At 49.5% G+C, this 20,593-nt stretch carries 23 protein-coding genes; 18 read left to right on the forward strand and 5 right to left on the reverse strand.

Annotation, left to right across the window (positions count from 1 at the left end):
- Nucleotides 1-9: 9 nt before the first annotated feature.
- The 8 genes from ACES2G_RS05620 (at nucleotide 10) to ACES2G_RS05655 (ending at nucleotide 5,991) form a co-directional block, all read left to right on the forward strand.
- Complete coding sequence (locus tag ACES2G_RS05620) at nucleotides 10-333, forward strand: rhodanese-like domain-containing protein (RefSeq protein WP_374001526.1); 324 nt, start codon at nucleotides 10-12, stop codon at nucleotides 331-333.
- Nucleotides 330-752: a YeeE/YedE family protein gene (locus ACES2G_RS05625; protein WP_347358433.1), complete on the forward strand. Its 423-nt coding sequence runs from the start codon at nucleotides 330-332 to the stop codon at nucleotides 750-752. Before ACES2G_RS05620 ends, ACES2G_RS05625 begins: the two co-directional genes overlap by 4 nt.
- A 1-nt stretch (nucleotide 753) precedes the next feature.
- Nucleotides 754-1,191: a DUF6691 family protein gene (locus ACES2G_RS05630; protein WP_347358432.1), complete on the forward strand. Its 438-nt coding sequence runs from the start codon at nucleotides 754-756 to the stop codon at nucleotides 1,189-1,191.
- Nucleotides 1,192-1,201: 10 nt separating this feature from the next.
- Nucleotides 1,202-1,978, forward strand: coding sequence for a sulfite exporter TauE/SafE family protein (locus ACES2G_RS05635; protein WP_347358431.1), 777 nt, complete (start codon nucleotides 1,202-1,204; stop codon nucleotides 1,976-1,978).
- 12 nt (nucleotides 1,979-1,990) lie between these two features.
- Nucleotides 1,991-2,350, forward strand: a complete 360-nt coding sequence (locus ACES2G_RS05640) for a rhodanese-like domain-containing protein (protein WP_347358430.1) — start codon at nucleotides 1,991-1,993, stop codon at nucleotides 2,348-2,350.
- Nucleotides 2,351-2,438: 88 nt separating this feature from the next.
- Entirely contained in the window at nucleotides 2,439-4,376 is a 1,938-nt protein-coding gene (acs, locus tag ACES2G_RS05645; RefSeq protein WP_347358429.1) for an acetate--CoA ligase, read from the forward strand.
- 25 nt (nucleotides 4,377-4,401) lie between these two features.
- Nucleotides 4,402-4,911 (forward strand): DUF6580 family putative transport protein, encoded by a 510-nt coding sequence (locus ACES2G_RS05650; RefSeq protein ID WP_347358428.1) that lies wholly within the window; start codon nucleotides 4,402-4,404, stop codon nucleotides 4,909-4,911.
- 21 nt (nucleotides 4,912-4,932) lie between these two features.
- Nucleotides 4,933-5,991 carry a tRNA dihydrouridine synthase gene (locus tag ACES2G_RS05655; RefSeq protein ID WP_374001527.1) on the forward strand — a complete coding sequence of 353 codons (1,059 nt, stop codon included), beginning with the start codon at nucleotides 4,933-4,935 and terminating at the stop codon, nucleotides 5,989-5,991.
- A 1-nt stretch (nucleotide 5,992) separates the two neighbouring features.
- Here the strand turns inward: ACES2G_RS05655 and ACES2G_RS05660 are convergent, their stop codons facing one another.
- Nucleotides 5,993-6,244, reverse strand: coding sequence for a glutaredoxin (locus ACES2G_RS05660; RefSeq protein ID WP_347358426.1), 252 nt, complete (start codon nucleotides 6,242-6,244; stop codon nucleotides 5,993-5,995).
- Nucleotides 6,245-6,392: 148 nt separating this feature from the next.
- On the opposite strand from ACES2G_RS05660, the gene ACES2G_RS05665 reads away from it, so the two are divergent.
- Both ACES2G_RS05665 and ACES2G_RS05670 read left to right on the forward strand, forming a co-directional pair.
- Nucleotides 6,393-6,947, forward strand: coding sequence for a class I SAM-dependent methyltransferase (locus tag ACES2G_RS05665; RefSeq protein WP_347358425.1), 555 nt, complete (start codon nucleotides 6,393-6,395; stop codon nucleotides 6,945-6,947).
- Between the two features lie 164 nt (nucleotides 6,948-7,111).
- The gene (locus ACES2G_RS05670; RefSeq protein WP_374001528.1) at nucleotides 7,112-9,421 is read left to right on the forward strand and encodes a hypothetical protein; all 2,310 of its coding nucleotides are present in this window, start codon (nucleotides 7,112-7,114) and stop codon (nucleotides 9,419-9,421) included.
- Here ACES2G_RS05670 and ACES2G_RS05675 read toward each other — a convergent pair.
- The 3 genes from ACES2G_RS05675 to ACES2G_RS05685 are packed head-to-tail and all read right to left on the reverse strand — an operon-like array spanning nucleotide 9,418 to nucleotide 11,249.
- Nucleotides 9,418-10,371, reverse strand: a complete 954-nt coding sequence (locus ACES2G_RS05675) for a tRNA dihydrouridine synthase (protein ID WP_374001529.1) — start codon at nucleotides 10,369-10,371, stop codon at nucleotides 9,418-9,420. The genes ACES2G_RS05670 and ACES2G_RS05675 overlap by 4 nt on opposite strands.
- A gap of 27 nt (nucleotides 10,372-10,398) precedes the next feature.
- Entirely contained in the window at nucleotides 10,399-10,857 is a 459-nt protein-coding gene (locus tag ACES2G_RS05680) for an EVE domain-containing protein (RefSeq protein ID WP_347358422.1), read from the reverse strand.
- A complete protein-coding gene (locus ACES2G_RS05685; protein WP_347358421.1) occupies nucleotides 10,854-11,249 on the reverse strand; it encodes a YchJ family metal-binding protein in 396 nt (131 codons plus the stop codon). The genes ACES2G_RS05680 and ACES2G_RS05685 overlap by 4 nt, the downstream gene beginning before the upstream one ends.
- A gap of 137 nt (nucleotides 11,250-11,386) precedes the next feature.
- Here ACES2G_RS05685 and ACES2G_RS05690 point away from each other — a divergent pair, with 137 nt between their 5' ends.
- The 6 genes from ACES2G_RS05690 to ACES2G_RS05715 all read left to right on the forward strand — a co-directional run bounded on the left by ACES2G_RS05690 (nucleotide 11,387) and on the right by ACES2G_RS05715 (nucleotide 18,519).
- Nucleotides 11,387-12,154, forward strand: a complete 768-nt coding sequence (locus tag ACES2G_RS05690; RefSeq protein WP_347358439.1) for an SDR family NAD(P)-dependent oxidoreductase — start codon at nucleotides 11,387-11,389, stop codon at nucleotides 12,152-12,154.
- Nucleotides 12,155-12,156: 2 nt separating this feature from the next.
- Nucleotides 12,157-13,560 carry a class II fumarate hydratase gene (gene fumC, locus ACES2G_RS05695; RefSeq protein WP_347358420.1) on the forward strand — a complete coding sequence of 468 codons (1,404 nt, stop codon included), beginning with the start codon at nucleotides 12,157-12,159 and terminating at the stop codon, nucleotides 13,558-13,560.
- 47 nt (nucleotides 13,561-13,607) lie between these two features.
- Nucleotides 13,608-14,540 carry a hypothetical protein gene (locus tag ACES2G_RS05700; protein WP_347358419.1) on the forward strand — a complete coding sequence of 311 codons (933 nt, stop codon included), beginning with the start codon at nucleotides 13,608-13,610 and terminating at the stop codon, nucleotides 14,538-14,540.
- A gap of 13 nt (nucleotides 14,541-14,553) precedes the next feature.
- Complete coding sequence (locus ACES2G_RS05705; protein WP_347358418.1) at nucleotides 14,554-14,994, forward strand: hypothetical protein; 441 nt, start codon at nucleotides 14,554-14,556, stop codon at nucleotides 14,992-14,994.
- Between the two features lie 21 nt (nucleotides 14,995-15,015).
- Nucleotides 15,016-17,034: a UvrD-helicase domain-containing protein gene (locus ACES2G_RS05710; RefSeq protein ID WP_347358417.1), complete on the forward strand. Its 2,019-nt coding sequence runs from the start codon at nucleotides 15,016-15,018 to the stop codon at nucleotides 17,032-17,034.
- Nucleotides 17,035-17,160: 126 nt separating this feature from the next.
- On the forward strand, nucleotides 17,161-18,519 hold the full coding sequence (locus ACES2G_RS05715; protein WP_374001530.1) for a PAS domain-containing protein: 1,359 nt from the start codon (nucleotides 17,161-17,163) through the stop codon (nucleotides 18,517-18,519).
- Here ACES2G_RS05715 and ACES2G_RS05720 read toward each other — a convergent pair.
- The gene (locus ACES2G_RS05720; protein WP_374001531.1) at nucleotides 18,516-19,181 is read right to left on the reverse strand and encodes an RluA family pseudouridine synthase; all 666 of its coding nucleotides are present in this window, start codon (nucleotides 19,179-19,181) and stop codon (nucleotides 18,516-18,518) included. The genes ACES2G_RS05715 and ACES2G_RS05720 overlap by 4 nt on opposite strands.
- 141 nt (nucleotides 19,182-19,322) lie before the next feature.
- Between ACES2G_RS05720 and ACES2G_RS05725 the strand changes: the two genes are divergently transcribed.
- Both ACES2G_RS05725 and ACES2G_RS05730 read left to right on the forward strand, forming a co-directional pair.
- On the forward strand, nucleotides 19,323-19,577 hold the full coding sequence (locus ACES2G_RS05725; protein ID WP_347358413.1) for a hypothetical protein: 255 nt from the start codon (nucleotides 19,323-19,325) through the stop codon (nucleotides 19,575-19,577).
- A gap of 79 nt (nucleotides 19,578-19,656) precedes the next feature.
- Nucleotides 19,657-20,586 (forward strand): ParA family protein, encoded by a 930-nt coding sequence (locus ACES2G_RS05730; RefSeq protein WP_347358412.1) that lies wholly within the window; start codon nucleotides 19,657-19,659, stop codon nucleotides 20,584-20,586.
- The last annotated feature ends 7 nt before the right edge of the window (nucleotides 20,587-20,593 follow it).

Raw genomic sequence — 20,593 nt, forward strand, 5'->3', positions numbered from 1 at the left:
AGGACTGCTATGCGTGAAATCACCTGCGAACAAGTGAAGGATCTCAAAGACCAATACCGCCTGATTGATGTGCGGACACCTGAAGAATATGTCGGGGAGCTTGGCCACATTCCGGGGACAGAGCTGAAAACCTTGGGACCGGAGTTGATGGAGTTTTTAAAGAATCTGAACCTTGAGGAAAAGGTTGTCTTTGTCTGTCGTAGCGGAGCGAGATCGGGTCAAACCACCTTGCTTTCGGAAGAGTTGGGTTTTACTCAAACGTATAACATGATTGGCGGCATGCTGAGATGGAATCAGCTTGGATATGAAATTCATAAAGGAGACAGCAAATGATGAACAGTATTTTGATGGCCTTGGCCGGTGGCGCCCTGATCGGTTTGGCGGCCTCGTTGATGCTGGTGTTTAACGGTCGGGTGACCGGAATCAGTGGCATCGTTAACGGTGTGCTGGGTGGGATTTCTAAAGATGGATTCTGGCGCGTGACCTTTCTTGCAGGGTTGCTGGTGGGCGGAGCTGTGATGGGTGTTATGCATCCGGAGCTTTTTGAAAACACCACCGGACGTTCCATGGGCATGGTGGTTCTGGCCGGTCTTATTGTCGGCTTTGGAACAGTGATGGGCAGTGGTTGTACCAGTGGGCACGGTGTTTGCGGACTGGCGCGTTTTTCAATTCGCTCTTTGTTGGCGACAGTGACCTTCATGATCGTCGGTATATTGACGGCGACGGCGCTTAAATACTGGATGGGGGTTTAAGATGGACAATAAGAATCTTCAACAGGCGATGATGGCCTTTGTGGCAGGGTTGGTTTTTGCAGTGGGGTTGGGAGTTTCGGGAATGACTCAACCACAAAAGGTGATCGGCTTCTTGCAACTGGGCACGGGCTGGGACCCTTCTTTGATGTTCGTGATGATCGGTGCGATTCCGGTGCACATGATCAGTTATCGCTGGATGCGTGGTCGCCCCAGTCCACTGTTTGATACCCGATGGCATGTGCCGCAATCCAAAGAAATTACAATGCCGTTGTTAGTAGGATCTGGATTGTTTGGTCTGGGTTGGGGGCTGGGTGGTTTTTGTCCGGGGCCGGGGTTGGCTTCATTGGGCGCAGGTCAAACGGCGGCCTTCTATTTTGTTCCAGCGATGCTGGTCGGAATGGTGCTGTATCATCTGTATACACGGGCTTTTAACAAGTAAGAGGTAGAAGATGGAATTGTTAGGATATTTAGGGTCGGCTGTGATTGGAATTTCGCTGGGCCTTCTGGGTGGTGGCGGCTCAATCCTGGCAGTTCCGTTGTTTGTGTATTTCTTTTCTTTGCCTCCGTCCCAGGCGACCAGCTATTCACTTTTCGTTGTCGGACTTTCCAGTTTGATTGGCTCTGTGAAAAGCTACCGTCAGGGGTTGGTGGATATTAAAGCTGGTGCCCTTTTCGCGGTGCCATCCTTTGTGGGTGTCCTGGGTGTAAGACGCTGGATCCTGCCGCGGATTCCCGCTCAGTGGGTGTGGGGCACGATCACTTTTGATAAGGAAGTTGTAATTCTGACGGCCTTTGCCCTCGTGATGCTGCTGGCAGCTTTGGCAATGTTGATGCCGACAAAGAAAGCGGAAAAAAATTCGGGAGCTTTGGGGTTTGCAACAAAGGCCCTTGGGGTTGGTGCCGTGACAGGATTTGTTGGCGCTGGCGGAGGCTTCTTGATTGTTCCGGCATTGGTAAAGATGTCGGGCCTGGGAATGCGTGTGGCCGTGGGGACCTCATTGGGTGTCATTGCGGCCAATTCGCTTTTGGGTTTTTTCGGCGATATCGTCGGGGGAGCCGTTTTGGATTACATGCTATTGCTGAAAACTTCAGTGCTTGCCATGGCAGGAATATTCCTGGGATCTTATTGGGGACAACACACCCCCGAAGCGAAACTGAAACCAGCTTTTGGAGTTTTCGTGCTCGTATTAGGATGTATGATTATTTTCCAGCAGGCATTTAATTAGAAGGAACATTGTATGAAATTTCTAGTAGGTCTTTTCGCATTATTTATTTCACCAGCGGCAACCCAAGTTGTTTATGCTGACACGGCGAGCTTTGTTATTTTGGATGTGCGTACGCAGGAAGAGTTTTCCGAAAAACACGTGGCCGGTGCTGTGAATATTGATGTTTTAAAGGCGGATTTTAAGGAGAAAGTGGCAAAGCTGGATCGCAATAAAACCTATAAGCTCTATTGTCGCAGTGGTAATAGATCAGGAAAAGCCTTGCTGTTGATGAAGGAGATGGGTTTTAAAGATCTGGAAAACCTAGGCAGTCTTCAGCAGGCTGCGAAGACCTTGAATAAGGGGTACGAAGAAAAAGTGCGTCATGACAATTGAACGCGTTACGCGGGCTCACTTTCATTCAGCAGAAGAATAATTGACCTCTGGCGCTGTTGAATTACGATTAAATCCATGTGAGGTGAGTATGCACAAAGATCTTTATCCCGTAGATGCCGAAGTGGCAAAAAAGGCCCTGATCAACGAAGCCAAATACAAAGAAATGTATGAGCATTCGATCAACGACAACGAGGCATTCTGGGCAGAACAAGCCGAGCGTTTGGACTGGATCAAAAAGTGGGATAAGGTCAAGGACGTCAGTTTTAAAAAGCCTGTCCATATCAAGTGGTATCAGGGCGGTAAGTTGAATGTTTCCGCCAACTGCATTGATCGTCATTTGAAAACACGCGGGGATAAAGTGGCTCTGTTATGGGAGCCTGACAATCCTGCAACACCAGCACGTAAAATTACCTACAAGGAACTTCACCGTGAAGTGTGTCGCTTTGCCAATGTCCTGAAAAAAATGGGCGTTAAAAAAGGCGATGTCGTGACTATCTACATGCCGATGATTCCAGAAACAGCGATGGCGATGTTGGCTTGCACGCGTATTGGAGCTGTTCACTCCGTGGTCTTTGCTGGCTTTTCTCCGGACTCTATTTCCGATCGCATCTTGGATGGTGAAAGCAAGTTTGTGATCACCGGGGATGCGGGCTATCGCGGAAGCAAGTTGATTGCTTTGAAAGAAAACATCGACAAGGCTTTGGTGAAAGCTCCGGATGTGAAAAACGTACTGGTGGTAAAATACGCTGGAAATGGCGTGGATATGAAGCCGGGCCGAGATCTGTGGTATCACGAAGAGGTTCAGACAGTCAGTGATCAGTGTGAACCGGAAGCTATGGACGCTGAAGACCCTATGTTTATTTTGTACACCTCCGGCTCTACTGGAAAGCCTAAGGGTGTGATGCATACAACGGGTGGGTATCTGGTTTATGCCAGCGTGACTCATCAGTATGTTTTTGATTATCACGAGGATGATATTTACTGGTGTTCCGCGGACGTCGGCTGGGTTACGGGGCACAGCTATATTGTGTATGGACCGCTAGCTAACGGAGCCACAACATTATTCTTCGAAGGTGTTCCAAACTACCCAACGCCGTCCCGTTTCTGGGAAGTGGTGGATAAGCACAAGGTCACGATTTTCTATACATCACCAACAGCTATTCGCTCTTTGATGCGTGAAGGGGATTCGCACGTGAAGTCCACGTCACGCAAGACCTTGCGTCTGCTGGGTTCTGTGGGCGAGCCGATCAATCCCGAGGCTTGGGCGTGGTATCACGATGTTGTCGGGGAAGGCCGCTGTCCAGTTGTGGACACCTGGTGGCAGACAGAGACGGGAGGTATCTTGATTTCTCCTCTGCCTGGAGCGATTGCGCAGAAGCCAGGTTCGGCAACAAAGCCATTCTTCGGTATTCAGCCAAAACTTTTGACGAACGAAGGTCAAGAAATCCAGGGTGCTGGTGAAGGTGTTTTGGTGATTGCGGATTCTTGGCCGGGCCAAATGCGCACGGTGTATCGCAATCATGAACGTTTTGAAGATACGTATTTCTCGAACTATCCGGGATATTACTTCACAGGCGATGGCTGTCGTCGGGATGAAGACGGATATTATTGGATCACGGGCCGAGTGGATGACGTGATCAATGTCTCTGGGCACAGGCTTGGTACGGCCGAGATTGAGTCGGCTCTGGTTGCTCACTCCAAAGTGGCGGAAGCTGCTGTGGTGGGGTATCCGCATGATATCAAAGGGCAGGGGATCTATGCTTTTGTGACTTTGCGTTCCGGAGAGACTCCGAGTGAGGATTTACGCAAAGACCTGATTCAAACTGTGCGTAAGGAGATCGGCCCGATTGCGACTCCGGATCTGATTCAGTGGGCGCCTCGTCTGCCTAAAACCCGTTCTGGCAAGATTATGCGACGTATTTTGCGCAAGATTGCTGAAAACCATCCGGATCAACTAGGTGATATTACAACGCTTTCTGAGCCAGGGGTGGTTCAAGAACTGGTGGACAACCGTATGAATCGGTGATAGCTTGCGCGTCATGAATACACGAATGATGACATTGATTTTGATGATTCTTGGCGCGGCTTTCAGTCGTTTGATTCCTCACCCTTGGAACTTCACCGCGATTGGTGCGATGGCTTTGTTTGGTGGGGCTTATTTCCCATCCAAGAAACAGTCTTTGTTGATCCCATTGGCGGCATTGCTTTTGAGCGATCTGGTTTTGGGCTTCCACAACACAATGGTTTTTGTTTATCTGGCATTTGCTCTTGTCGTTGTTCTGGGTTGGACTTTGCGTGAACAAAAAAGTGCTGCGAAGATCGCGGGTCTGTCTTTGGTGACAAGCTCCTTGTTCTTCCTGATCTCCAACTTTGGTGTTTGGGTGATGGGCACGATGTATGCGCCAACTCCGGCGGGTTTGTTCCAGTGTCTTGTGGCGGGAATTCCGTTCTTCGACAATCAAATCTATGCTGATTTGTTCTTCTCTGGTTTGTTGTTCGGTTCCTACGAAGCTGTTAAAAAGTGGGCTCCGGACTTTCTTGGCCAAGCGGCCGTAAAATAATTCTGAAATCTTGAAGGGGCCATGAAGCTGGGTCTGCATCGCCCTGTTCTGGGTGGAAAAGTGAATTTCCCGTTGTGTCTGGCCCCCATGGTGGGGCTGACCCATGTGGCTTTGCGTGAGGTCATGCGGGAATATCTTCCCCTGGATGCCTACACGATTTGGCCCACGGAAATGTTGAACTCTCGCCGTGTTCCTGGCGAAAATCTTGAAAAAACTCCTGAAACTATGCGCAGTCCAAGCGAAAACGGCCTGGTGCCGCAGATCCTTGGCAACGAAGAAGGTCCTATCGCCGATACTGTCAAACGACTGGTAGAGTGGGGGGCCGAAGCCATTGATATCAACATGGGCTGTCCCGTGCAAAAAGCGCTTAAGCACAACTACGGTGTGGCCTTGATGGGAGATCCCGCTTACGCCGCTGAAGTCGTGCGTATGACTGTCAAAAATTCCACAGTGCCTGTCAGTGTGAAATTGCGTGCGGTGGGAAGTACTAAAGAGTTCGACGAACTTTTGACATTTGTTTCCGGTTTAAGAAATTCTGGCGCAGCGTGGGTGTGTTTGCATCCGCGAACAGCCGCACAAAAACGCCGTGGCAGTGCGGACTGGGAACAGATCAAACAACTTCATCGCGCGGTGGATTTCCCAGTCATCGGAAATGGTGACGTGCAGACGGTGGAAGATGCCATCCTGATGTTACAGGAAACAGGCTGTGACATGGCGATGGCCGGTCGCGGATTGGCGGCCCGTCCTTGGATGCTGTGGCAACTGGGGGAAGAGCTGGGCTTTGCAGCTCCCGCGGGGAGAGAGGGTCAGAAAGCCCCGCGCACTTCGGAAGAAGAAGGTGCAGAGTACGGTCGTGTACTGCTAAAGCTGATCGAGCGCAGTCGTCATTATTTTGGCGAGGATCTGGCGATGAGAAAAGTGCGCTTCTATGTGCGCACAACCAGCGTGTGGTTACCTTTTGGTAATTTCCTGGTCGGAGTCTGCGCCAAAGCGCGCACGACAGACGAAATGCTGGAAGGTGTGCAGAAGTTCTTCGAAGGCCCCGTAGAAATGAGCCTTCGCACTGAACTCCGCCAATAGACTATTTTAGCAAAGGCATCAATTTGCCTTCTTCGTCTAAAGCTTTCAGATCTGTATAGCCGCCGATCAATTTGCCATCGATCATGATGATAGGCACAGTTCTCCAGCCAGTTTCGTTTTTGATTCTGTCAATTTCTTCAGGCTTGTCCGTCAAATCCACGATATCATGAGCAATGCCTTTATCGTTTAGGAAGTTGATTGCGCGATCGCAGTAAGGACAAGGGTTTTTCTTGTAGATTAATACTTTTGCCATGATTCATTTTGACATTGTCTTCGAGGGCAGACAAGTTCAACTAGCTATGGACTGTTTATTGTGTCACACACCTCATGTTGCGCCTTTCAAAGTGGATAAAAAGCCTGCCCACAGCTATTTTCATTGCGCAGAGTGTGATTTGATATTTATGGAGCCCTCCGAAAGGTTGGGGCCTCAGGCAGAAAAACAGCGCTACGATCTTCACGAAAACGCCCACAGTGCCGGACATCGAGATTTCTTCCTGCCACTGGTGCAGGGATTAGAGGAACATTTTAAATCAGCCGGGCTGACGCCATCGCAGCTGACGTCTTTGGATTTCGGTTGCGGTCCTGCGCCGGTTCTTTCTGGCTTGCTATCCGAGCGTGGTTTTAAAACGCACAACTATGATTTGTACTATCACCCGAATCAGGATGAACTTCGTCGCACCTATCACATGGTGACAAGCACCGAGGTGTGGGAGCATCTCTACAATCCTCGTCAGGAGATCGAACGAATCTTACGTCTTCTGAAGCCCGGGGGACTTTTGGGAGTGATGACTTCCGCCCACCGTGGAGAAGCGGCCTTTCATGACTGGCATTATCGCCGGGATACGACACATGTTGTATTTTTCTCAGAGCGAAGCATGGAATGGTTCGCCAAAACCTATAAGTTGCAGATAGTAAAAATGCGAAGTCCTTACTGGATTTTTCAGAAATTGTTTTAGCCTTAACGGGTGATACAAAAGCTGCCGACTCAAAATGAGATTTTTTTGATCGGCTTTTGACTGCGACTGCATATTCCGAAAAGAAGTAAAAGGAATATGCATTGGTCAGTCGTGTTTTAGCGTTTATTTTTGTAACGTTTTTGTTCGGGCCTGCACAGGCCTCGATGGATGTAATCTTACTTTCTCAGTGCTCTGTAAAGGGCGAGTGTAGCGATCAGCAGAAAAAATACCGTCAACAAGTAGAGTGGAACTGCCAGCTTGAGGTGAAAGCGCAGAACTGTGAACAGTTGGCCAAGCAGCATCCGACCTGGGCTCCACTCATGCGTAAATGCAGTTTCAAGGAGCAGTGCCAAGAGCAGATGGACATGGGGCGCGAACAAGCGCAAGCCTGTCTGCGGGGATACAAAAATGCGATGATTGATTTAGGCGTGTCCTTGAAGGATATGTCGGCATCTCTGGCGGGATTTGTTGAAAACAGTTGGGAGTCGTTCAAGAAAAACCAACGGGAACGGGCGGCCTTCCTGAAAGAGTGCGACAAGTCCATTGCCTGCAAGCGTGATCTGGTGAAAGACGACCATCGCTATCAGGGTTTCACCGATGAAAAGCTGGCGAAGATGCCGGCTGTATTTCTTTATACTCAAGCTGAAGATATGAAAGCCCATATGGCCTCGTTGGAGCGCATGCGCCCCAAACCCTATGTGCCGATTGCTGAACGGGTTCGGGATGAAGTTCAGCTGACCAAAGAGCAGGCATCCAAGCTGCAAAGTTTGATGAGCATCGCCGGTGAAAAAATCAAAGAACAGTATCAGCGTTACTCTTGTTACAATGCCGTGGCTCAGGAAGAACTGAAATGTTATGGGATCGGGACTGTTATCGATCCTACTTTGGTGGCCGGATACTTCGTTAAGGGAGCCCGGGTTGCTGTGGCCGCAAGCCGTCTGACCAAGGCAGAACGTGAAGTTCATGCGGTGGCAGCCGTTGCCGCAACAGGAAGTAAGGTCACTCGAGCGGAGCTGACCGGAAAGTATCTTAGTTATTCCCCGACCACTGTGGCTCAGAATGAAAAATGGATCGGGCTGGCTGAAAAAGGGACGAACTCCAAGATCACGTTCTTGGATATTGAAAACAGCCAGATGAAGCATTTGAATGACACGTTGAAGGACAAAAATCTTGTTACGGGTCTGACCAATTACCATAAAGAGATCCTGTTCAAAAAAATCGAAAAGTTGGAAGCCGCCAATCCCGGTCTGGTGATTGATAAGTACTCAGACTTTAAGTCGTCGCGGTTTGCGTTTTCGGGAAAAGTGCCTACGAATCTGGATGATCAACTGAAGAAAGTTTTTGCAGAGGCCAATAGCGAGTACACGACGAAGCTGCGGGACTCCGGAGTTTTAAAAACTGGAGACAAAGCCGAGACTTGGTTCCGCGGGGGGACGGGTTCGTCGGCAGATCAAGCTAATATTGCCGCCCGATACTCACGTCAGACCAATACCAACGATTTGCAAAGCTTTAAAAATGGCAGCGTGCAGTCCTCTTTGAAGGGAAGTTTGAAGTCCTTGGAAACTCAGCGCACACAATTGCGCTCTGAAGTAGCAAGGACCTCCATGGTTCAGGGTGATACCTTCCATCAGGATGTTTATGACATTGTTCGTAAAGGTGGCGGTAATACCGAGCAGATCAAAGCAGGGTTGAAAAATCGCTTTGGTCTTTCCCAGCTTTCCACCGGCACAGTTCAGAAGATGGAAAAGTACGTAAAGTCGGTGGATGAGTTTTCCCCGGGCATTCATGTCAGCAAACGTGAGATAGCTCATTTGAACAAGGCCGAAAGTGGCGGGTTGTCGGCAGATGTGATTGGTCTTGGATCAGCCAATTTAAAAGAAACGGCCGAAGCGTTGGCCAGTTCCAAGAACTTGACCGGAGCTTTGGAAAACGTGCGTAAGGGTGAAAAAGCGGTTACCAAGAAATTCGATGCACAGAAAAAATATTTCCAGAATGTCTTGAAGGACTCGGTAGAGCCCGGGAAATTGAAGACCGTTTGTTCTGGAGATGACTGTATCGCCGTGGCAACAAAGCCTCTGACCGAGACTGAAAAGAAAAAGATTCTGAAAAATCTGATGTCGAATGACGAAATGGGAAGTTCATTCCGCATGGCCTTTATTCCTGACGGAGTGAAGGTGGCCGAAGCCCGCAATGCTTTGGCCAACCACGGAGAGTCTGTGGAAAAGATCCTGCGCCAGACCTTGAGCACCAGCATGGAGCCACGCCGTCTGAAGGGATTGGTGTTCGGGGTGGATATGAAAACGAAAGAACTCAACAAAGGCAATGTCCAGTTGCTGATCGGTGAGGCGCAAAACCTAAACCTCACCAGCGGTGAGCGCGCGCTCATCAAAAAGAAATTCGAAGAAGCGATAAAACGCTTCAACGACGATGCCCGCGCCAAGGGCGCTAGCTCCTCTTACCAAGCCATTCCTTAAACGGAGCAGATGGATTCTAGTTTGGATTTAAACTCGGACGGTTTTTTGAGGACTTTGATTTCGTCAAAGACCTGTTTGGCTTCTGGGTTTTTCAAAGACAGGGCTTTCAGCCATTGCTTTGTGCGGGAGACCGCAAAGTAGTCATTGATATACAAGGTGCTGGAGTCAAAGAATTGGGGTAGCAGCGGACGTGCGCGCTCCCAATTCATTTCCTCGACGGGTTCTTGTTGCAGGCTTTGTTTGATCTGGCGGAAGATGAACGGGTTTGACATCACCCCACGTCCGATCATGTAGTCTTCGCATTGAGTGACTTCCACGCAGCGATTGAAATCGGCAATATTCCAAATTTCACCATTGGCGATAAGTTTGATCTTGGTCTTTTCTTTGATCTTCGGAATCCAGTCCCAGTACGCCGGTGGCTTGTAGCCATCTGTTTTGGTGCGGCAGTGAACCGTCAACCAAGTGGCATTGGCTTCTTCGATAGCTTGGGCGATTTCCAGACATTTGGTCGGATCGTCAAAACCCAGACGGATTTTGGCGGTGACGGGAACCTCTGCAGGGACGGCCTGGCGAACTGTTTTGACGATGTCAAAAACCCGATCACAGGATTTCAAAAGACTGGCACCACCATCATGACGATTGACGGTTTTAGCAGGGCAGCCAAAGTTCAGATCCACACCCAATGCGCCCAGTTTGACAGCGCGCTGGGCATTGAGAGCCAAGGGTTCGGCCTGGCCGCCAAGAAGTTGGACAAAGACCGGAGTGCCCCAACGGGTGCGTGATCCAGTTTTCAATTCAGGGCAGTTTTTAAAGAAGACGCTTTCCGGGTGCAGGCGATCGGTCACGCGCAGGAACTCAGTGACACATTGATCAATGCCACCAATCCGGGTCAGCGTATCACGCATCACCCAGTCCACCACACCTTCCATCGGAGCCAAAAACAACTTCATCTGTGCCTTAAATCTAAAAGGGGTGGGCTAAACGCCACCCATTTTCTTCACGATATCGAAGTGTTTTTTATCAACAGGCTGAATGGAAAGGCGAGAACCTTTTTGCAGAACTAGCATTTCGGAAAGCTTTTCATTGTCACGCAGGTCCTGCAGGCTGACGAAGTCTTTAAAGTGTGCCACGTATTCGACCTGAACGCAGTACCAGATGGGCTTTTCCTTGGTGGCTTTCGGGTCAAAGTATTCGGACTTTTTATCAAATTGTTCCTGATCAGGTTCTGCGGCCTTGGAAACACGAGCCAACCCCGCAACTCCGGGAGGTGTCGCATTGGAGTGATAGAACAAAACCGCATCACCCACTTGCATGTCTTTCATCATGAAATTGCGCGCCTGATAGTTACGCACGCCATTCCACCACGTGGTTTTATCTTTTTTAAGTTGATCCAAAGAAAAAACGTCAGGCTCTGACTTCATCAACCAGTGCTTCATTTGGTTTTTTCCCCTTTGATCTTGCCGGACTTAAAGAACCATTCTCCGGCTTGTTTGCGGAAGGTGCTGACCTCGTGATGGATGAACTCTTCGTCATCGATGCTGTAAAAGGCCTTAAATTCAACCGTGCCTTTGGTGCCTTTTTCTTCGGCGCTCACGATTTCCAGCTTCAGGAACTTGGCACGCTCAGCCCATTCTTTGTTGGCGTCATCGTCGATCAGATCCAAAGTCTGAGGATCTGTCGTATCGCGAAGATACTGCATTTGATTTTTCGCAAAAGCCGCGTAGCGGGAACGCATCAGCGCTTCCGCAGTCGGAGCCAAAGCCTCGCCAGAATGATAAACACCACAGCACACAGAATAATTTTTGTCAGAACCACAAGGACATTTCATAGCCCGCGAAGCTATCAGATTTTACCCGGTCGAGGTACGCAGGAACTTTGGCTAAGGCGCCGCGTCGGGAGGGGTTTTTGCCAGCCCTGTGGCATACCCAAGTCCCGGCGTGCCTGCTATCGTCTGGGGTGAGGTGAATTATGACAAAATGGGCACTTATTACCGGAGCGACTTCAGGGATTGGCTGGGCCACAGCTCATGCATTGGCGGCACAAGGGTTTGATATCCTGGCAACCGGTCGCCGCTATGAAAAACTGCAGGAACTGCAAAAGGACCTCAAGGCTTCATTTCCGCAAGTGCAGGTGAAGATCTCCAGCTTTGATGTTTCCGATCGCTTCGAGGTCAGTGAATTCATGAAAGCCCATGCGGCCGATCTTCCGCAGGTTGAAATTCTGGTGAACAACGCGGGCCTGGCTTGCGGTGTGGAAAAGATGCAAGACGCCTCTTTGGATGACTGGGAAACCATGATCGACACCAACGTCAAAGGGTTGCTGTTCATGACCCGCGGAGTGGTGGAACACATGGTGAAAAAGAGCTCCGGCCATATTATAAATTTAGGCTCGGTGGCGGGGCGGTGGACCTATCCGGGCGGGGGAGTGTACTGCGCGACGAAGTTTGCGGTGCGTGCCCTTTCCGAGGGGCTGCGTATGGATTTATTGGGTACGAAGATTCGTGTCACCAACATCGAGCCCGGCATGGTCAATACCGAATTCTCTGTGGTTCGTTTGAAAGATCAGGCCAAAGCCGACAAGGTCTATGAAGGCATGACGCCTTTGATGGCTCAGGATATTGCAGAAACCATCGCGTGGTGCGCGGCTCGTCCGGCTCACGTGAACATTCAGGAACTTGTGATTTATCCCACCGATCAGGCCCACGTCGGCCAGGTCGCTCGCAAAGGAGTTTAGAGATGGCAGACAGTGGATTTCGAATTGAAAAAGACACTATGGGTGATGTGCAGGTTCCCGCAGACAAGTTCTGGGGCGCACAAACTCAAAGATCCACTCAGAATTTCCGCATTGGCGGGGATCGCTTCCCGCGGGAAATGATCCGGGCCTTGGGGATCTTGAAGAAGTCCGCTGCTTTGACCAATCAAAAATTGGGAATCCTGGATACAAAAAAAGCCGACCTGATCGTGAAGGCAGCAGATGAAGTAATTCAGGGGAAACTGGATGCTCACTTCCCTTTGGTGGTGTGGCAGACAGGGTCGGGCACTCAGACCAATATGAACGCCAACGAAGTCATCGCCAATCGCGCGATGGACATGATGGGTGTGAAACTTCCCAGCAAGGAAGTTCATCCCAATGATGACGTTAACAAAGGTCAATCTTCGAATGACACCTTCCCGACGGCCATGCACATCGCGGTGGGCGAGCAGATACATCATCGTTTGCTGCCGATGTTGGACAAGCTTCATAAAGCGCTGGAACACAAACAAAAAGAATTCCAAAGCATCGTAAAAATCGGTCGCACGCATCTGATGGATGCAACGCCGTTGACTCTGGGGCAGGAGTTTTCAGGCTATGCCACTCAGTTGAAACACACCATCCAACGAGTGAAGAACACTCTGCCACATTTGTACGAGCTCGCTTTGGGCGGTACGGCTGTGGGCACCGGGCTTAACACACATCCGAAGTTTGCGGTGGATGCGGCGAAAGAAATTGCCAAAGAAACAGGGCTTCCTTATGTCTCGGCGGAAAATAAATTTGAAGCTTTGGCTGCTCATGATGCTTTGGTGGAAGTCAGCGGAGCTCTGAATTCGGCAGCGGTGTCTTTGATGAAGGTTGCTAACGACATTCGTCTTTTGGGCTCAGGACCTCGCTGTGGCATTGGAGAGTTGCATTTGCCTGAAAACGAACCGGGTAGTTCTATTATGCCGGGGAAGGTCAATCCGACTCAAAGTGAAGCCATGACAATGGTCTGTGCGCAGGTGATGGGAAATCACGTGGCCGTCAGTATTGGTGGGGCGACCGGGCACTTTGAGCTGAATGTGTTTAAGCCCTTGATTGTGTTCAACGTGCTTAATTCTATTCGCTTGCTGGCGGATGCCTGTGAATCATTCACAGATCACTGTGTTTCAGGAATCGAAGCCAACCATAAACAAATTCAGAAGCACCTCGAGCAGTCTTTGATGCTGGTAACGGCACTGAATCCTCACATTGGCTATGACAATTCCGCCAAGATTGCCAAAACTGCCCATAAAAACGGCACAACACTGCGCGAAGAAGCCATCAATCTTGGACTCCTCACTGGCGAAGAATTCGATAACATAGTAAAACCAGAAGACATGCTTGGCGGCAGCCGGCAGAGCTGAAGCGCCGGTGGCGCGCAAGCTGGAGCAGTAACAGAACTTGGAGAGATATGAACCCACTATTGGCTAAAGCGGACTGGATTAATCAGGATGACATCAGACCCTACGTCTTTGTGCGTCCCGAAAACCAGATTGCTCAACCGGGGTCGGTACATCGCCTGAACTGGTTTACTCAGGCACCTGTCATCAAAAATCCTCTGGACGTTAAAGAGCTCGCTTTCGCCGACAGAATCTATTCTTTGGAAGAACGTGCTTTCGGCCCATCCAATATGGCCATGCCGCGTTGGGTTTTTTATGACTGCGCGGTGATGCCAGGGTTTGTGGCGGGCTTTGCGGCTCGACCTTCTGCACTTTCCAAAGCGGCTCGTGAAGCCTTGGACCCTAAAAAATTCCCAGCGTCCCAGTCGCCGATTAAAACTTCCGGCGTCTTGAAAGAAGTGGAATCCCTGGACGACATGGATTGGATTCCGCTATCACTTTTCATTATCATTCCGACGATGCACAAGGGTGAGTGGGTGGCCCATAACCTCTGTTCTGTGAACTCTCTTTTGCCGAAGGAAGAACAGTTTTATGGTCTAGGTTTCCTGTCCAAGGCCTTCGGGCTTTGGTACGCAAACGTGGAGCAATGCTCCGGAATGACCCAGTGGGGAAGTCCGGCTTTGAAGCTGCACTCGCATTATGGCCATTTAGAAGTAATTGGGGCTTACGCTCCGGTGCATTCTCATGCTAAAACTATTACTTACCGTGTACAGGTAAACACTCAATGCTGGGAAAAGTTCTTCAATAAGGAACCGGACCTGGCGTTCTTGGAAAACTACGGACCGACTGGCACGTTCATCGATCCGAAGAGTGAAGAGAGCATGTTGGGCTTCCAGCAGCGCATTGAGCGTACAGAAGGGCCGTTCTATCTCAGTGCGGGAGAGATCGCCCAGAAGAAGCTTGATGAGCAGTTGATGATTTACAGTTTGAAACAACAATACTAGATAGGAAGAAACAATGTCGATGAATACTCTGCCACCCGTCGCGAAATCCTTTTTTGCGTTCTGTAAAAAATGTGATGCTGATAGATACCACGTTGTTTTGGCGCACACTTCAGCGACTTCCGCGAAAATCAAATGCGAAATCTGTGGTTCGCAAAAGACGTATTCTCTTCCTAAAGCTCAAACAAAAACTGGCAAGCCTTTGACTGGTGCTGCGGCGAAAAAACGTGAACAGACAATGAGTTCACGCAAATCCAGCCACCGCAACGAATACGAAATGCTGATGGCTAATGATAAAGCAGAGACTGCAACTTACAATATGAAGGGCAAGTTCGAAAAGAACACGAAGCTTCAACATCCTAAGTTCGGCATGGGTTTCATCAAGGATGCATTGACTGATAAAATTGAAGTTGTGTTTGAAGACGAAGTTCGTACTTTGATCCACAACCGTCAGTAGTTTTTGAAAGAATAAAAATTAATGGATTGGTTTAAGGGGCTCAACCCCGAACAACAAAAGGCCGTGAAGCACAACTTCGGGCCTTTGTTAATTTTGGCGGGGGCCGGTTCAGGCAAAACTACAGTTCTGGTTTCCAGAACCGGGCGTTTGATTTCCGAGCGTGTAGCACAGGCTCAGGAAATCTGCGTGCTTACTTTTACCAACAAAGCCGCGCGTGAACTTAAACATCGCGTGGGGGCCAAGCTGGGCAGTTCTGGTGCCGGGATGTGGGCGGGAACTTTCCACTCTTTCGGATTGCAGATTTTGCGCCGGTTTCACAAACATGCGGGTCTTTCTCCGTATTTCGGCATTGTCGATCAAAGTGACTGCAATGCCATCGTCAAAGACCTGATCAAAGACATCAAAAACTCGGGCAAAGACAAATTCGATGCCGATAAGATTCTGAACATGATCAATGACCGTCGCACGGGCATGGCCCCGCAGACGGAGGCCTTTGATGAATACCACGAGATGGTTGAAGTTCTGACTCCGAAATTCACCAAGCGCCTGGAACATCTGGGTGTGGTGGATTTTGAAGGTCTTTTGATTAAACCCATCACCTTGTTTAAAGAAAATCCTGAAATCCTGGAAAAAGTGCAGGGCATGTTCACGCAAGTGATGGTCGATGAGTTCCAGGATACTAATCGTCTGCAGATGGACCTGATCGCACAGATCGTGAAAAGCCATAACAACATCGCGGTGGTGGGGGACGACGACCAGTCGATTTACGGCTGGCGTGGGGCGGAAGTGAAGAACATCCTGAACTTCCCGCAGGAATTCACACCGTGTGAAGTGATCAAGCTTGAACGCAACTATCGTTCTTCCGCCGAAATTCTGGCGGTGGCGAATGCTGCGATTTCCAAGAATAAAAACCGTCACGGCAAGATTCTGCGTCCGCAGGTGGCCGAAGATACGGGGCAGTTACCTGAATTGTTTATTTTGGATCGTGAAGAGGACGAATGTGAATTCGTTGTCACAGAAATTCTGAATTTTCAAAGACAGGGTTATTCCTACAAGGACATGGCCGTGCTTTATCGTTCCAACACCCAAGGGGGCTTGATTGAGTCCTCGTTGCGTCGTGCGAACGTGCCTTATCATATTTCAGGGGGCACTTCGATCTTTGACCGTCGAGAGATCAAAGATCTGATGGCCTATCTGAAGCAGGCTTTGGCTCCGAATGAAGTGTCCCTTCGTCGTATCATCAATGTGCCTTCGCGCGGAATTGGTGACACTTCCATCGAGAAATTGAGCGAATTTGCACTGAAGAAACGGATCAACTTTGTCGATGCCTGCCGTTTCTGGCAGGAAGCCGGTGTGCAGGATAAAGCCGGCGCCGCTATCGACGATTTGATGATGTTCATTGAAAATCTTCCGAAAAACATTCTCGATTTCCAGGTGGGTTCATCGCCGGGTGCGAAGATGGTTCAGATTTTCCAGGACATTGGTTACCGCGAATACGTTTACGGAACGGCCGCGGATCCAACCAGTGCAGAGAAAAAATGGATGGTCGTAGAGATTCTGGGCCGCATTTTGGATTCTTTCCTGGGGCGTCGCTCTTATGACGTTGAAAACATCAAGTCTTTCGTAGATTGCATGCTTTTGCGTGATGATCTGTCTGAAGAGGAACTGGAAAACAAAGTTCAACTGATGACCCTGCATGCCTCCAAGGGGCTGGAGTTCCCGGTAGTGATTTTGGCAGGGTTGGAGGAAGACCTTCTTCCGCACAAGAACTTGGGATCCGATATAGATGAAGAACGTCGTTTGTTCTATGTGGGTGTGACCCGGGCCAAAAAGCGTCTGGTGATGTCACGCTGTCAGCAGCGCAAGAAAAACGGGGCGGTTCGCCCGGTGGCACCTTCTCGCTTCTTGTTGGAGCTTCCCAAAGAGCTTTACACTGAATTCCCTCTGGGCGCGCGCCCGGTTGTGGGGCAGGAACGTGAGGATCTTGTTGCGAGCTTCCTGTCAAAGCTTGATAGCAAGCTGGGGAATGGCAAGAAGTAGGGGATTTCACTTGGGATCCGAATCTATTTCAATTTGAAGTCTGAGCATGCATCGCGTTCATATTTATTTGCTAAGGTACCTCATGGAATTGCCGATCAAAAATCTGTAAAGATTTGAGAGGATTCCATGAAGCGTCCAGTGCCAACACTATCAGAAAGCCCCTTCGGGTTTGATGAGTTCTTTTTTTCAACTACAGACAAACGAGGTGTCATTCGCTCTGGCAACGACGTTTTCGTGCGTGTCAGTGTTTACCCCAAAGAATCCATGTTGGGGGCTCCGCACAGTTTGATCCGCCATCCAGATATGCCACGTGCAGTTTTTAAAGAGTTCTGGAGTTTTTTGAATCAAGGCAAACCAGTCGGTGCCTATGTTAAGAATCTGGCGGGCAATGGCAGTTACTATTGGGTCTATGCCTTCGCCTTTCCCATTGGAGACGGGTTTTTATCAGTCCGCTTTAAACCCTCGTCTGAAATATTCTTGGCTGCTCAGGGCCTCTATCGGGAGGTTCTGGCCTTTGAACAGCAAGATCACAGTTTGGAAGAATCACATCAGTACTTGCTTGCTAAAGTGCGTGAAGCGGGCTTCCTTGACTATGAGAACTTTATGCTCAAGGCAGTGCTCGAGGAACTTAAGGCTCGAGCTGCGCAGGCGCAGGATTCTGATTCGAGATCCGAGGCCAGGGAGACTGGCAAGATTACCGCTGTAACGAAGTCAGCCACGCGTAAGCTGAATGAGGTTTTTGAAAAGCTGCGAGACTTCCAAGGGGCCAATCAGACTCTGGAAGACGCCATGAAAAATCTGGATCAGGGCTTCCAACAGTTGAAGTTTATTTCTATTAATATGAAAATTGCGGCGGCCAAGTTCGGTGATATGGCGGCCAGTCTTGGGGTTGTTTCCCATGAGTTTTCTATTTTGTCCGGGACCATCGAAAAACATCTCAGCGGTCTGTCGGGGTTTGTTCAAGAATTGTCCGGTGTGACTCAGAAGTGTGTGCTGCGTGCCGCGGCTTTGAATGTGCAGATGCTGATGGTGGACTTCTTTGTCCGCGAGTCCATCGCAAAGTTAGAGTTCTCAGAGAATGCGTTTGATGAAATGCTGCAGAATCAGAAGGCCTTTTCTGATCTGTTTGCTCAATATTGTCGGAATCTCGAGCAAGAGTTTTCGGAGCTTAAAAAAAGCATCTCTGCGATCGGATCTGAGATGCATGATGTAGCCAAGTTTGTGACGGGGCTGGAGGTAGTTCGTCAAATGGGGGCCATCGAGTCCGCCCGAACCACAGAAATAAAAAACAGCTTCACGCACTATCTGGCCGCAATGGAGGAATTCATTCAGTTGCTTCGCGGCAGTACCGGCGAGATTGGCCGGGGAGTGGCGTCGTTAGCATCGAACTCCGAGTTCATTGTTTCATCAATTCGCAATATTTCAGGGAATGTGGATGAGATATTTGCTCACGCTTCCTCGCTGGAGATTCAAAAGGCCAGCTAATTGCCGCGGATCAGTTTTGAAAACTCCTGTGGTAACGGGGCTGCAAAGTTCAATGTAGCCCCTTCAAAAACAATCGACAATTTTGCAGCATGCAGGAACATACGGGAAGTTTGATAGATTCCCGCCATGCGTTCGTTGTACTTCGGCTCGCCATATCTGGAGTCGCCCAGAATGGCATGTTTGGCCAGGGCCGTGTGTTTGCGAATCTGGTGCTGGCGCCCGGTCAACAGACGGACTTCAGCCAGCGAGAAATATTGATTGGCTTCCGTGATGCGATACTGGGTTTGCGCTGGAACGCGGTCTTTGCTCATGCCTTGGGGATTTTTTCTTCCTTCGGCTTTGTCGCTTAAGGGTTGATTCCACTCCAGCCAGTCTGAGCTTATCGGCAGGCTTCCGCGCAAAACGGCATAATAAATCTTTTCGGTCTGATGGCTTTGAAATTGCTCGGCCATTTTCGCCGCTGTCGATACATCTTTGGCGACCAACAGAACCCCACTGGTTTCTTTGTCCAGACGGTGAACCAGATGCAATTTGTCCAAGGGCATGTCTAGTTGGCGATGCAGAAGGTGCAGAACATCGTTGGCTTCATTGTGAACAGAAACGCCTGCGGGCTTATCAATTGCGATCCACTTCGGACTTTGTGCCAATACAGGCAGATTCACGGGAGCTCCTTCAGAACAGCTGGGACGTCTTGTGACGAAATCTTTTCCAGTCTAACGGGGGGTGTGATTCTTGGCAATAGAGGGGCCGCAAAGTGGTGCAGGGCCGGGGGGCTTTGGCAAAATGGAGTGGTGAGGTAGCCTATGAATCCCAGTATTGGCGAGTTTCTAGAGTTTTTAGACAAGGAAGATGACACAGACTATGGTGATTTCAAGCGCGAAGTGGATCTTCATTTGGTTCATATGGCCGAGGCCTTGCGGCCTCTAAGTGCTGAGCAACGCTTGCAAATTCAACGTATGCGAGAACAATTGCTCTGGTCCTATAAGTTCGACATTGAAGAGATGCGCTCCCTTTTGCGCTATGAGGTCCAGCATTTGGAAGGCGCGCCCGAGCTGTAATGAAGGGCAAAGTTGGTGCGCTGCGTGTTTCCAAGGCAAAAACTCGCTTGTAGGCTTGAAGGACTGACGGAGGTCTTTCATGTCCACTTTGGCGCAACAAGAGTTTTGCATCACTCTCAGCGATTTAGCCTCCTTCATGGAGTTGGCTCCCAATCAGGTGAAAGCCAAGGCTGAAGTGGTTCTGCAAAAGAAATTAAAATCCCCGTGGCTGCTTCCTGAAGAGGTGCGCGCCCTGCTTCTGGCAGAAGGCTATAAGTATCCCCAAAAAGTTATTTCTATTCAGATGCTAAAAGGCGGGGTGGCCAAGACCACTTCTGTTTTGAATATGGGCTTGCGTGCGGCCATGTATGGGGCCCGAGTTTTGTTCATTGATCTGGATCAGCAGGCGAATTTGAGTTTTGCCCTGGGTGTGGAAGATGAAAGTCTGCCGGTCTGGGTGGATGTGGTCGAAAAGAAAAAGAACATCGAAGAATGTGTCCGCTTTGTCGAACCTCATGTGGATCTGATCCCCTCCAGCCTGAACAACTCAGTGTTGGATCGCGTGCTGTTGAATTCCAACCGCAATTGGGCGCAGGCGGTGAAGGCGCCATTGGAAAAGATCAAACACCGCTATGACTTGATTCTGATCGATACGGCTCCGGCTTTAAGTGCCACTAACACGGCTGTGACTGTGGCATCGGACGAAGTGATTTTGCCAGTGAACCCGGATAAGTTTGCGTTTCTGGGATTGCAAAAGAACTTGAGTGAGCTGGAAGACATTAAGGCAGACTTCGGTCTTGGGTTTAAGAAGAAAGTTCTCTTTACCAAGTTTGATGGTCGTGAGAACTTCAGTCATGAGCTTTTGCAAAAGTGTATTGAGTCTTTTGAAGACTCGCTGATGAAGGGGTATATTCGTACTTCTTCAGAGGTGAAAAACACCGTGCGTTCGGGAAAAAGCCTTTTTGCCGGGAAGTCTCCGGTGAAGTCAGATTATGATTTTGTGACCCGCGAAATGCTGGGTTTTGTTTAAAAGGAAG

This window comes from Bdellovibrio bacteriovorus, assembly GCF_041888015.1.
Classification (GTDB): Bacteria; Bdellovibrionota; Bdellovibrionia; order Bdellovibrionales; family Bdellovibrionaceae; genus Bdellovibrio.

Coding starts and splice junctions, on each gene's coding strand:
- ACES2G_RS05620 (WP_374001526.1), top strand. CDS start 10: ATGCGTGAAATCACCTGCGAACAAGTGAAGGATCTCAAAGACCAATAC.
- ACES2G_RS05625 (WP_347358433.1), top strand. CDS start 330: ATGATGAACAGTATTTTGATGGCCTTGGCCGGTGGCGCCCTGATCGGT.
- ACES2G_RS05630 (WP_347358432.1), top strand. CDS start 754: ATGGACAATAAGAATCTTCAACAGGCGATGATGGCCTTTGTGGCAGGG.
- ACES2G_RS05635 (WP_347358431.1), top strand. CDS start 1,202: ATGGAATTGTTAGGATATTTAGGGTCGGCTGTGATTGGAATTTCGCTG.
- ACES2G_RS05640 (WP_347358430.1), top strand. CDS start 1,991: ATGAAATTTCTAGTAGGTCTTTTCGCATTATTTATTTCACCAGCGGCA.
- acs (WP_347358429.1), top strand. CDS start 2,439: ATGCACAAAGATCTTTATCCCGTAGATGCCGAAGTGGCAAAAAAGGCC.
- ACES2G_RS05650 (WP_347358428.1), top strand. CDS start 4,402: ATGATGACATTGATTTTGATGATTCTTGGCGCGGCTTTCAGTCGTTTG.
- ACES2G_RS05655 (WP_374001527.1), top strand. CDS start 4,933: ATGAAGCTGGGTCTGCATCGCCCTGTTCTGGGTGGAAAAGTGAATTTC.
- ACES2G_RS05660 (WP_347358426.1), bottom strand. CDS start 6,244: ATGGCAAAAGTATTAATCTACAAGAAAAACCCTTGTCCTTACTGCGAT.
- ACES2G_RS05665 (WP_347358425.1), top strand. CDS start 6,393: ATGGAGCCCTCCGAAAGGTTGGGGCCTCAGGCAGAAAAACAGCGCTAC.
- ACES2G_RS05670 (WP_374001528.1), top strand. CDS start 7,112: ATGGATGTAATCTTACTTTCTCAGTGCTCTGTAAAGGGCGAGTGTAGC.
- ACES2G_RS05675 (WP_374001529.1), bottom strand. CDS start 10,371: ATGAAGTTGTTTTTGGCTCCGATGGAAGGTGTGGTGGACTGGGTGATG.
- ACES2G_RS05680 (WP_347358422.1), bottom strand. CDS start 10,857: ATGAAGCACTGGTTGATGAAGTCAGAGCCTGACGTTTTTTCTTTGGAT.
- ACES2G_RS05685 (WP_347358421.1), bottom strand. CDS start 11,249: ATGAAATGTCCTTGTGGTTCTGACAAAAATTATTCTGTGTGCTGTGGT.
- fumC (WP_347358420.1), top strand. CDS start 12,157: ATGGCAGACAGTGGATTTCGAATTGAAAAAGACACTATGGGTGATGTG.
- ACES2G_RS05700 (WP_347358419.1), top strand. CDS start 13,608: ATGAACCCACTATTGGCTAAAGCGGACTGGATTAATCAGGATGACATC.
- ACES2G_RS05705 (WP_347358418.1), top strand. CDS start 14,554: ATGTCGATGAATACTCTGCCACCCGTCGCGAAATCCTTTTTTGCGTTC.
- ACES2G_RS05710 (WP_347358417.1), top strand. CDS start 15,016: ATGGATTGGTTTAAGGGGCTCAACCCCGAACAACAAAAGGCCGTGAAG.
- ACES2G_RS05715 (WP_374001530.1), top strand. CDS start 17,161: ATGAAGCGTCCAGTGCCAACACTATCAGAAAGCCCCTTCGGGTTTGAT.
- ACES2G_RS05725 (WP_347358413.1), top strand. CDS start 19,323: ATGAATCCCAGTATTGGCGAGTTTCTAGAGTTTTTAGACAAGGAAGAT.
- ACES2G_RS05730 (WP_347358412.1), top strand. CDS start 19,657: ATGTCCACTTTGGCGCAACAAGAGTTTTGCATCACTCTCAGCGATTTA.